The organism is Clostridium saudiense, from assembly GCF_000577815.1.
GTDB classification, from domain to species: Bacteria; Bacillota; Clostridia; order Clostridiales; family Clostridiaceae; genus Clostridium; species Clostridium saudiense.
In genome coordinates, this window is record NZ_CBYM010000002.1 from 116,471 (window position 1) to 127,487 (window position 11,017).

11 protein-coding genes are annotated in these 11,017 nt (G+C 27.3%); 4 read left to right on the forward strand and 7 right to left on the reverse strand.

What is annotated here, in order from left to right:
• Nucleotides 1-15 precede the first annotated feature (15 nt).
• Entirely contained in the window at nt 16-1,527 is a 1,512-nt protein-coding gene (locus TY07_RS01910) for a recombinase family protein (RefSeq protein ID WP_242833218.1), read from the forward strand.
• A gap of 27 nt (nt 1,528-1,554) precedes the next feature.
• Here TY07_RS01910 and TY07_RS01915 read toward each other — a convergent pair whose 3' ends face one another.
• The 6 genes from TY07_RS01915 to TY07_RS01940 all read right to left on the reverse strand — a co-directional run bounded on the left by TY07_RS01915 (nt 1,555) and on the right by TY07_RS01940 (nt 6,625).
• On the reverse strand, nt 1,555-1,878 hold the full coding sequence (locus TY07_RS01915; RefSeq protein ID WP_042394720.1) for a YbaK/EbsC family protein: 324 nt from the start codon (nt 1,876-1,878) through the stop codon (nt 1,555-1,557).
• A 226-nt stretch (nt 1,879-2,104) separates the two neighbouring features.
• Nucleotides 2,105-2,257: a zinc-ribbon domain-containing protein gene (locus TY07_RS01920; protein ID WP_042394497.1), complete on the reverse strand. Its 153-nt coding sequence runs from the start codon at nt 2,255-2,257 to the stop codon at nt 2,105-2,107.
• A gap of 213 nt (nt 2,258-2,470) precedes the next feature.
• Complete coding sequence (locus TY07_RS01925; protein ID WP_042394500.1) at nt 2,471-2,881, reverse strand: hypothetical protein; 411 nt, start codon at nt 2,879-2,881, stop codon at nt 2,471-2,473.
• Between the two features lie 138 nt (nt 2,882-3,019).
• Nucleotides 3,020-4,297 carry a DEAD/DEAH box helicase gene (locus TY07_RS01930; protein WP_042394503.1) on the reverse strand — a complete coding sequence of 426 codons (1,278 nt, stop codon included), beginning with the start codon at nt 4,295-4,297 and terminating at the stop codon, nt 3,020-3,022.
• A 393-nt stretch (nt 4,298-4,690) separates the two neighbouring features.
• Nucleotides 4,691-5,896 carry a dicarboxylate/amino acid:cation symporter gene (locus TY07_RS01935; protein ID WP_042394505.1) on the reverse strand — a complete coding sequence of 402 codons (1,206 nt, stop codon included), beginning with the start codon at nt 5,894-5,896 and terminating at the stop codon, nt 4,691-4,693.
• Nucleotides 5,897-6,067: 171 nt separating this feature from the next.
• Entirely contained in the window at nt 6,068-6,625 is a 558-nt protein-coding gene (locus TY07_RS01940; RefSeq protein WP_042394507.1) for a manganese efflux pump MntP, read from the reverse strand.
• 234 nt (nt 6,626-6,859) lie between these two features.
• Here TY07_RS01940 and TY07_RS01945 point away from each other — a divergent pair, with 234 nt between their 5' ends.
• Nucleotides 6,860-8,077, forward strand: coding sequence for a 6-phosphofructokinase (locus TY07_RS01945; protein WP_042394509.1), 1,218 nt, complete (start codon nt 6,860-6,862; stop codon nt 8,075-8,077).
• A 135-nt stretch (nt 8,078-8,212) separates the two neighbouring features.
• Here TY07_RS01945 and TY07_RS01950 read toward each other — a convergent pair whose 3' ends face one another.
• Nucleotides 8,213-9,508, reverse strand: coding sequence for an aminotransferase class V-fold PLP-dependent enzyme (locus tag TY07_RS01950; RefSeq protein ID WP_042394512.1), 1,296 nt, complete (start codon nt 9,506-9,508; stop codon nt 8,213-8,215).
• Between the two features lie 166 nt (nt 9,509-9,674).
• On the opposite strand from TY07_RS01950, the gene TY07_RS17125 reads away from it, so the two are divergent.
• Together TY07_RS17125 and TY07_RS01960 are read left to right on the forward strand one after the other, a co-directional pair.
• The gene (locus TY07_RS17125) at nt 9,675-10,340 is read left to right on the forward strand and encodes a hypothetical protein (RefSeq protein ID WP_052330577.1); all 666 of its coding nucleotides are present in this window, start codon (nt 9,675-9,677) and stop codon (nt 10,338-10,340) included.
• A 9-nt stretch (nt 10,341-10,349) separates the two neighbouring features.
• On the forward strand, nt 10,350-10,967 hold the full coding sequence (locus tag TY07_RS01960; RefSeq protein ID WP_042394513.1) for a DUF4397 domain-containing protein: 618 nt from the start codon (nt 10,350-10,352) through the stop codon (nt 10,965-10,967).
• The last annotated feature ends 50 nt before the right edge of the window (nt 10,968-11,017 follow it).

Genomic DNA, 11,017 nt, shown 5'->3' on the forward strand with positions numbered 1-11,017 from the left:
TTTTAGTAAAATGAGGTGATTAAAATTAGAGTTGCAATTTACTGTAGAAAATCTGTTTTTGTTGAAGGATCTGTTTCAATAGAAACTCAAATTAATCTATGTAAAGATTATATTAATAAAAAGTATTCTAATTCTACTTTTGAAATTTTTGAAGATGAAGGCTTTAGTGGTGGAAATACCAATAGACCAGCTTTTCAAAAAATGCTTAAACTTATAGAGCTTAATCAATTAGATATTGTAATTTGTTATAAAATTGATAGAATAGCTCGAAATACTTTAGACTTCTTAAATACTTTAGAAAAATTTAAGAATAAAAATGTAGAACTTATTTCAGTAAGTGAAGGTTTTGATCCAAACACTCAAATAGGAAAAATGATGTTAACCTTACTGGCTTCTTTTGCTGAAATGGAAAGAAGTAATATTCAGCAAAGAGTATCTGATAACATGCTTTCTATTGCTAAAAAAGGTCGTTGGACTGGTGGTAGTGCTCCTACTGGATTTATGCATGGAGAAAATGGAGGAATTGAAATTTCTAATGGTGAATTAATTCTTGATATTTTTGATATGAAATATCATAATACCTTAAATTCTAAAATAATTACTCACGCTGAAGAAAAACATAATCATAAATTTACTGGTGTTACTTTAGCCAATGCATTTAGAAAACCTATTTATGTTAAAAGTTCTGAAAGTGTTAGCTTATATTTAAAACATAAAGGCTATACAGTTCTAGGAGAAGAAAATCTTACTAACTCCTATCTAACATATACAGATAAAGATAATAAATATGCTGTAGTTAGTAATATTCCTGGATTGATAAATCCAGAAGTTTGGCTGGATATTAATAAACGAATGGATGAAAATATTACTCGTACTGGTAATAGATTTAGTGAAAAGTATTGGTTAACTAAAACTCTACATTGTAAATGTTGTGGTAAAACTTATTGTGGGCATACTAAAAGCACAAAAACTAGATATTATAAAAAAGATGGTACTGAAAAAATATATGAATCTACAACTTATTATTATATGTGTAGAGATATGCTAAGAGGTAAATTGAAAACTTGTACCAATACTAAAAGAGTAAAAAAGGATTACTTAGAGGTTAGAGTTTCAGAATTAATATACTCATTAAAAGATATAGATAATTTTAATGCTGCATATAATGTTAATTCTGTAGATAACAAAAAATTAATTGCATCACTTGAAAGAAAAATTAAATCTATAGATAAAAATATAAATAATCTTACAGATAAACTTTCACTCTTAAGTAATGAAGCTTCTATTATATTCATTAATAAAATAGAAACTCTAGTTAAAGAAAAATCTAATATAAAAAATGAAATTCTTTCATTAGAAATGCATGAACTAGAGAATATTAATAATAATCATGATTTTGTTTTTTATAATATTAGTAATTTTAATGATAATATGACAGTTGATGAAAAAAGAGCTTGTTGTATGAATATATTTAAAGAAATAACTTATGATCCTAAAGAGGATACATTTGAATTCTCATTTAAATAGCGGACTTTTGTTCGTTATTTTTTTGGTTTAAATTGAAAGTGTAGGACATCCACCATGAATATATCCTGTTAAAGATAATAAATCTTTTGATTTTAACATATCTATAGATTTTTCACCAACTATCTTTGCTGCTTTTTTTAAATTTAACTCTTTTTCAACTGGTATTACGAATACATAATTATTCTTACTTTTACCAACAGTAACTAATGTTTTAAACACACGCTTTGGATTTTGGCTCAATGCTGATGCAACTTCACTCCCACTTACGGCTCCTGTTCCAACATAACTGTGTGTTTCATGTTTAATTTTTTTCTGTTCTAAAATTCTCATTACATTTGTTTTTTCATCCATGATATCATCCTCTTATTAATTCATTAATATAAAAATTATAACATAATCTAACACCACATTTAACATTCTCTGTTTATTTAAAGAAAAACTCACTATTACCTCTCACCCATAAAGGTAAGTTAATTTAGATTAATTAAAATTTACTTATAGTATACTAATCTTGAATTAACAAAATATAAACTAAAAAAAGCTGTAGTTTAAAACTACAGCTTATAATAATCTAAAATTATCTTCTACTTTGTTCTTTTTTAGCTCTTCTGCAAGCAATACATCTTACAGGTTCGTTATCGAATCCTTTTTCTTTGTAGAATTCTTGTTCTCCTACTGTAAATACGAATTCAGCTCCGCAATCTCTGCATACAAGTGTCTTATCTGTCATAATTATTCCTCCTAAAATTAAAAGATTTTAAATCGATAATATAATCCCTAATTTACGAGAAACTACCTATCCAAATGAAACCTATTTTTTTGTTAGCATTTTTGCTACTCATTTAGTATAACATACTATTTATTATATTACAAACTTTTTATTTATTTTTAATATAATTTATAAATCCTTTACTTATATCTTTCAAAATAATGTATAACTAATTTATAACTTAACTCTTGGAATTATGTATTCTTCAATCTTAAATTCCTTATTTATATACTTATTAACAAACCAACAAGTTAAATCATAGGAGCATCTATGTAATAATAACGCTGATTCAGTATTATCTCCAGTATTTATAGAGGCTATATTAATTATTCTTCTTATTTTATTAAATATTTCTAGTCCATTTTTATCTATATTCGTTTTACTATCTAACTCTTTTAATCTATCATTCTGATTCATTCCCATAAGCAATCCTAAACTTTCAAGCTTAGCTACCTCTTGCGATAAATTTTCTGAAAATATTTTTGCCTTTGATATTGATATATTGGCATCCTCAAATAATGACTTTTCCATAGCTACTATATAATTATTTAAATATCTATAATCTTTATTTAATTCTTTATACACTTTATTTTCCGTAATTGTCCCCACCTTTTCTAAAATTATTTTAAACTAAAACCTTTTTAGTAATTACTACCTTTACTCATTTTTATATAATATATAAAAAGTGTTATAGTTCATGTATACTACAACACCTTTTCACTTTTATTTATTATTTTTAGGTTTATTTTTGATATACCTTTTTTCTCTATGATTTCCTGTCTTCTTTCTATTTACTTTACTATTTCCTTTATTACTTCTATTACTTGAATTATTATTTCCCCTGTGTTCTACGTTAACTATTGGTTTAATTATTTCATATTCCTCTTCTGCTAACACCGGAATAGATTTTCCTATAAGCTTTTCAATATTTCTAAACATCTCCTTTTCTTCTTCATCACAGAATGTTATAGCAATCCCTGAAGATCCTGCTCTTCCTGTTCTCCCAATTCTATGCACATAAGTTTCAGCTACATCTGGCAAATCATAATTTATAACATGAGATAATTCATCAATATCTATACCTCTAGCTGCAATATCAGTAGCAACTAATACTCTTATATTTCCTTCTTTAAAATTATTTAATGCCAACTGTCTTTGATTTTGAGATTTATTTCCATGAATAGCTGCAGCTGTTATTCCAGCTTTTTCAAGATCTTTTGCTATTTTATTTGCTCCATGTTTAGTTCTTGAAAATACTATTACAGATTTTATACTTTCATCCTTTAATAAATGTGTAAGTAATGACTTTTTATTCTTTTTAGGTACATGATATACACCTTGTGAAATAATTTCAACAGTTGAAGAAACTGGCTGAACCTCCACTTTTACAGGATTATTCAAAATAGAATTTACAAGTTTCATTACTTCCTTTGGCATAGTAGCTGAAAATAATAGATTTTGTCTTTCCTTCGGAAGTCTTGATATTATTTTCTTTACATCATGAATCATTCCCATATCAAGCATTCTATCTGCTTCATCAAGAACAAAATATTTTACATTTTTTAAATCAACATGTTTTTGATTTGCTAAATCTAAAAGTCTCCCTGGAGTTGCAACTAATATATCTATACCAGCTTTTATCTTTCTAACCTGAGAACTTTGATTTACTCCACCAAATATAACTGTATCTTTTATATCTAAATACTTAGAATACTCAGCAAAACTTTCTTCTATTTGAATAGCTAACTCTCTTGTAGGTGCTACAATTAAAGCTTTTATATTTCTATCATTATTTTTTTCCTTATCAGCAACTATATTTTGTAATATTGGAATTGCAAAAGCAGCAGTCTTACCAGTTCCTGTTTGTGCACATCCTAAAATATCTTTTCCTTTTAATACTACAGGAATTGAATTCTCTTGTATTTCAGTAGGCTTTTCATATCCCGCCTCTTCCACTGCTCTTAAAATTGGTTTTATTATATCTAAATCTTTAAATAACATATTTTCTCCTTTGTAGTTAAAATAAAAAAAGAAACGCAAATAAATGCTAAATCACTAACATAGCATCTATATAGCGTTTCTCTTTATTAAGTATATATCATTTTTCAATTAATAGCATTAACTTTTTAATACTATATATACCCACATTTCTATAATATTTCCTTAATAATAAAAACTTCTCATTTCATATTTACCAATATCTTATTAATTTAGTTGCTCAATTTTATAATATCCATTCTTAATAGGCAACCAATACTTTGATCCACTTGAAAACAAAATTACTTTTTTATTACTATTTTAGTTTTATAAAATATAAAAAGACTATTTTAAATTATAATATGAAACTATAGTTTTATAATATTAATTTTAAAATAGTCTTTATAACTCATAATTTTATGCTATTATCGATTCATTACTTTCATTTTGAGCACTATTACTTTTTCGCTTATTTATAATATAATCAACAATTATTGCTATAGCTCCATCGCCTGTTACATTAGTTGCTGTACCAAAACTATCTTGAGCTGCATGCAATGCAATCATAATTGGTTTCTCCACTGCCCCAAATCCAAGCATTGATTCTAAAAGTCCAAGTGCTGCCATAACGCCACCCCCTGGTACTCCTGGAGCTGCTATCATTGTAACACCTAACATAAATATAAACGGCATTATCATACCAAAAGTAGGTGTTTGACCATTCATATACATAACTGCCATAGAAGTAAGAACTAAAGTAATAGTGTCCCCTGCTAAATGTATTGTTGCTCCTAGAGGTACAACGAAATCTAAAACTTCTTCACTAATATTATTTTTCTTAACACATTCTAGTGTTACTGGTATAGTAGCTGCCGAAGATTGAGTTCCTACAGCAGTCATGTATGCTGGTATCATGTTTTTTATTAATTTAAATGGATTTTCTTTCTTAATAGCTCCTGCAATACAGTATTGTATAAGTATATAAGCTAATTGTAATGAAAATAATAAAATATATACTATTCCAAAAGACTTTAATGTATTAAAAATCTCTCCACTATAGCTTAACTTTGCAAAAACACATCCAATATATATAGGTACTAATGGAATTAAAACATTAGTTACTATCATTAAAACTATTTTATTAAATTCATCTACTACTTTTAACATAGCACTGTTCTTTATTTTAGATAATCCTATTCCCAATATAAAAGCTAATGTCAATGCAGACATAACTCCCATAATTGCTGGAATTTCAATTGTAAAATAAGGTTCAATAGTTTGTCCTTCTTCACTCAATGCTATACTTCCACTTATTAATTTAGGTAAAATTCCTGCTCCAATTAAATATGCAGCAAACCCAGCTAATAATGTAGATAAATAAGCAACTATTGTAGTTATAAGAAGACCTTTTCCAGATTTACTTCCTAATGAAGCTATTCCTGGAACTATAAAACCTACTATTATCAGTGGAATTATGAAAGATAAAAAATTTCCGAATAACCCACTAAAGGTTGCTAGTATTTTTACTGGAAATTGAATATTATTAGCCCCACATAATAATCCAATACTAATTCCTAATACTAGACATATAAATATTTTTGTAATTAAAGATAGTTTCTTCATTGAACTTGCCCCCTTTATTTGTCCTCCAACAAAACACACTTGTCTTTCATTAATACTCACTATACCCTATTATTTACATAATGTCAAATTTTATTTTAAAAAAAAATCTATAATTTTGTGAGTACATTCAAAATTATAGATTAACTTTCTCCAACTTTTTAAGTATATGATTTAAAAAAATATCATTTTTATAGCAAAAATAATTAGTGTTATCCCTCCAAAAAAATCTGCATACTTAGAAACAAATTCTATCTTTCTAATATATCTACATAAATAAAATGCAAATGTACATAATACTAGTGTTATAAATCCAATAATTGAGCAATCACCTATTACCCTTATTATATTACTTATGTAACTAAATCCAGTAAATCCAACTACAAATGCATCAATACTTACAGATATCCCCAATATTAATACTATACCTTTTTTTAATAATAAACTTTCATCTTTCTCCTCATTATCAAATCCATCTTTTATCATTAGTATCCCTACAACAGCTATGGCTATTCCCCCTACGACTTTAGGAATTGTAGTAATATAAGTTTCAAATAGATGTCCACAAACTCCGCCTAAAAAAAAGAATAAAAATTGAAAAAAAGCAAAGGAAATAATAAAGCCTATTTTATTTATTCTTTTTATAGCTGAATTAACTCCTATACTTATACTTACTCCTACAGCATCCATAGCCAATGCTACACCTACTATAATTAAATCCTTGAAATTCATCCCATCCTCCATTTTACAGTATTTGTATAATTTTATTATATATTTTCTCTACCTATGATTCATATTGTAAATTTTATTTTTTTATCTTTTAATTTACTCTTTTTTGTTGTATAGTATATATTGTATTCGCTAATTAACGAAATAGTATATCACATTAATTCTTAAGTATTAGATATTAATGTATATTTACATAAAACTATAAATTTTTAATTTTAATAAAAGGAGCGTATTTTAATGGCTAATTGTATCATAGCACAATCAGGAGGACCAACATCAGTAATTAATTCTAGCGTTGTTGGATTATTAGAGGCAAATAATACTTTAGGAACTTTTAACAAAGTCTTTGCAGGTTTAAATGGAATAGAGGGTATCTTAAACGGTAATATAATTGAACTTTCTTCATTTTCACAAGAAGAAATAAATAATTTTAGATATACACCTTCATCTGGTTTAGGTTCTTGCAGATATAAAATGAAAAAACTAGAAGAATCTACTGAAGAATATGACAAATTATTAGAAATATTAAAAGCTAATGATATTAAAGCCTTCTTTTATGTTGGCGGAAATGATTCTATGGATACTACTGCAAAATTAAGCGCCTATGCTAAAAAAACTGGAATAGATATTAAATTTATAGGTATTCCTAAAACAATAGATAATGATTTAATGTATACTGATCACACACCTGGTTTTGGTAGTGCAGCAAAATTTATAGCTACTTCTGTACTTGAAACTTACTTAGATTCATCAGTGTATATAAACAATGGAATATTCATATTAGAAACTATGGGACGTGACACTGGTTGGTTAGCTTCTGCTGCAGCATTAGCTCAATTAAATGGAAAGCAAGTTGCTGATTTCATATATTTACCTGAAACTGCATTTGATATTGATAAATTTTTAATAGATGTAAAAAATAAATTTGAAGAACAAAATCAAGTTTATATAGTAGTTTCTGAAGGAATAAGAACTGCTGAAGGTAAGTTTGTTGCTGAAGCTCACGCACAAGCTCATGATAAATTCGGACATGCACAATTAGGTGGCGTTGGTAATTATCTTAAAAACTTAATAATTTCTTCTGGTATAACTAGCAGAGTAAAATCTTTAGAACTTGGAGTTCTACAAAGATGTGCAATGCATTGTGCCTCTAATATCGACATAGAAGAGGCTTATGAAGTTGGATATGAAGCATTAAGACAAGCTTCTCTTGGAAAATGTGGGTATATGATAGGTATAAAACGTGAAAGCAATACTCCTTACAAATCATCATACTTCTTAATAGAAGCTGATAAGATTGCAAATAATGTTAAATATTTCCCAACTGAATGGATAAATGAAGAAGGAAATAATTTAAAAGCTGAAGTTCTTGAATACTTATCTCCTTTAGTTTCTTCAGTTCCATCAGTTATTTCATCACTTCCAATGCCAGTATTTAAGGTATTTAACAAATAACTTAAGGTTAATCAATGGTTATAAGTTAGTAGTTAGTAGTCTTAGGTATAAATTTAGCTAAGATGGTTTTAAAACATATTATCCAAGAAGCTCGCTCTAGAGTTTCTTCCCTAACTACTAACTACCAACTCAAAACTATTTAGCATACCTCCTACATAAATACTCTATAGTTTCTAAAAATATATTTGCTTCCTTTTTGGTATTATATATTCCCAAACTTACTCTAACTAATCCCGGTACTCCATTTTTACTAACATAATTTTGAAGTTCATTATCTGCTATTCCTAATACTCTTCTTGTATATGGATGTGAACAAAATCCTCCTTGCCTTACTCCAATACCCCTAACTTCTGAAAGTTTTTCTCCAACCTCTTCATAGCTCATTCCATCAATAGTAAATACTAAAATTCCTAATCTATCATTAATATTTTCATTATCAGCATATAATCTCACTCTACTTAAATCTTTAAGTCCATCAATTATATATTTTAATAATTCCTTTTCATTTTTCTCTATAGTATCAAATCCTATCCTCTCAACTTCTTTCATAGCTTCCATAATAGCTACAGCCCCAAAAAGATTAGGTGTTCCTGCTTCATTTTTTTCAGGAGTATTTAACCATATTTCTCTATCATCTAATACAAGATCTACAGTACCACCACCTTTTGAATCTGGTGGGTTCATATTGAAACTTTCCTTTAATCCAATAATTGCACCACTTCCAAATGGAGCATATATTTTATGTCCAGAAAAAACTAAAAAATCTATATTTTCTGAACTATCTTCTTGGCACATAGATACCCTTTTATGAGGAACTAATTGTGCCCCATCAACTATGATTTTACCTCCATATTTATGAATTAATTTGGCTATTCTTTTTATATCATTTATATATCCAGTAACATTTGAAGCTCCTGTTATTGTTATATATTTTATACGTTCCCTATACTTATCCACTAACTCTTCTATATCATTAATATTTATTCTTCCATCTTCACGTACTTCTACATACTTTAAATTACACTTACCTCTCCAAGGTAAATCATTTGAATGATGTTCCATTCTTGTTGTAATTACAATGTCATCTTTGCTATTGATTAATATATTAGATAGCATATTTAATCCATCAGTAGTATTTGCAACAAAAATTGCTGTATAGATATCCTCTGGCGCATTAAAATACTTCAAAAGATAATTTCTACTCTCTTCATATAAATCACTACAATATAATGATTTTTGTCCATCACCCCTTTCAATTGACCCATAATATTCACTTGTTTCTAAAATTTTTTTCATAACTCTTTTAAAAGGCGGTGTAGTCGCTGCATTATCAAAGTTTATAGGAATAATCCTTCCCTTACCTTCTACATTAACCTTTTTATCCAACCCTACAAATAGTTTTCTTAAATCATCTTTATTATCCTTATGCATAACAATTCCCTCCAATACAATATATTCCTTGTTACATCGATTGTTACATCCACTTTCTTGGCACCCTTATTTGTAATATCTCCTTTATAATACTCATATTCTATAAAGTAACATATGTGTTTAAAATACATATATTATTAATAAATTTATTATTTGGAGGGGAATAATGAGTTCAAAAAAAAATAATAAAGACAATGATGATTTAAATTTTATACCTTTAAATATTGATTCTACACTTTCACCAGATGGTTCAAAGTTTCCATTGCTTCTTAATTTTGATGAAATATCACTTTCAGGAATGTACGGTGGAATGTCATTAGGTTTTTCAAATCTTAATGCCACTCCTATTCCATTAGACTTAGTTGGATCAACAACTTCTGTAATTGCACCACTTACACCTTATCCTAAAAATATACCTACTATAAATGATGATAATACCCCTTATACACCTAAAACAAAACAACCTAATAATAATAATAATAATAATGCTAAAAACCAAAACAATAATTCTAACTATCTAGAATATCCAGCGGAATCAGATGATGATTTTCTTCATTCATACAATGAACCATCACTTAACGAAAGATACTTAGATAATCCTGTTAATGCTGTCGATATATTAAGGAATTTCGATCTTTCTTTAGATTATATTTCAACAGATTCTCGTAAAAACAATTGTACTGAAGAAGATGTGAATAAAATTTTTGATATAATTGAAAGTGATCATTCTGGAATATTAGCTACTATGAAAGCCTATAGGGTTCCTTATCCAATAGCAAAGCTATTAATTAAAAAGATTATTAAAATTTCTTTAGACAATTATAATAAGTAGGTGAGTTTTATGGAACAATTTAATAAATCTCTACCTAGAGTAAATACTAATATAAGAATTCTTCATGCTAATCCAACTACATCTAATATAGATGTTTATATAAATGGTTCACTCTTAGCAAGTAATGTTGGATTTGGAAAAATTTCTAAGTATTTTACTATAACACCTGGAGAGTATAACTTTCAACTTTATCTAACAGGCACTTATGATAAACCTATACTTTCTCAAGATATTCAGTTAATTGCCAATGCAAATTATACTATTTCATTAGTTACATTATCTAATAATTTGTTTTTATTTAGGTTAAAAGATGATAATGTTCCCGTAACAAAATCTCAGGCATATTTAAGATTCATAAATCTTTCACACAATTCACCATTATTAACTTTATCATTACCTAATAATTTCATCTTATTTAATGAAGCTGAATATTTAGAAACTACTAGTTACTATCAACTTTCTCCTGGAATATATAATTTTGAAGTATTATTTGCATCTTCAGATGTTACAGCAAAATATATAAAAAATATAACTTTAGTCGGTGGAAAATTTTATACAATCTATATACTTGGAGTATTTAACGGAAAACCAGTTATAGGTTACTTGCTCACTGAAGATTTAATTTAAAAAAAGGAGTTGTTTTTTAAACATCTCCTTTTTTAGATTTGATAAGGTTT

Bases quoted from the DNA above. Each gene is read 5' to 3' on its own strand.
- TY07_RS01935 (WP_042394505.1), bottom strand. From the start codon at position 5,896: ATGAAGAAACTATCTTTAATTACAAAAATATTTATATGTCTAGTATTA.
- TY07_RS01945 (WP_042394509.1), top strand. From the start codon at position 6,860: ATGGCTAATTGTATCATAGCACAATCAGGAGGACCAACATCAGTAATT.
- TY07_RS01940 (WP_042394507.1), bottom strand. From the start codon at position 6,625: ATGAATTTCAAGGATTTAATTATAGTAGGTGTAGCATTGGCTATGGAT.
- TY07_RS01920 (WP_042394497.1), bottom strand. From the start codon at position 2,257: ATGACAGATAAGACACTTGTATGCAGAGATTGCGGAGCTGAATTCGTA.
- TY07_RS17125 (WP_052330577.1), top strand. From the start codon at position 9,675: ATGAGTTCAAAAAAAAATAATAAAGACAATGATGATTTAAATTTTATA.
- TY07_RS01915 (WP_042394720.1), bottom strand. From the start codon at position 1,878: ATGGATGAAAAAACAAATGTAATGAGAATTTTAGAACAGAAAAAAATT.
- TY07_RS01930 (WP_042394503.1), bottom strand. From the start codon at position 4,297: ATGTTATTTAAAGATTTAGATATAATAAAACCAATTTTAAGAGCAGTG.
- TY07_RS01960 (WP_042394513.1), top strand. From the start codon at position 10,350: ATGGAACAATTTAATAAATCTCTACCTAGAGTAAATACTAATATAAGA.
- TY07_RS01950 (WP_042394512.1), bottom strand. From the start codon at position 9,508: ATGCATAAGGATAATAAAGATGATTTAAGAAAACTATTTGTAGGGTTG.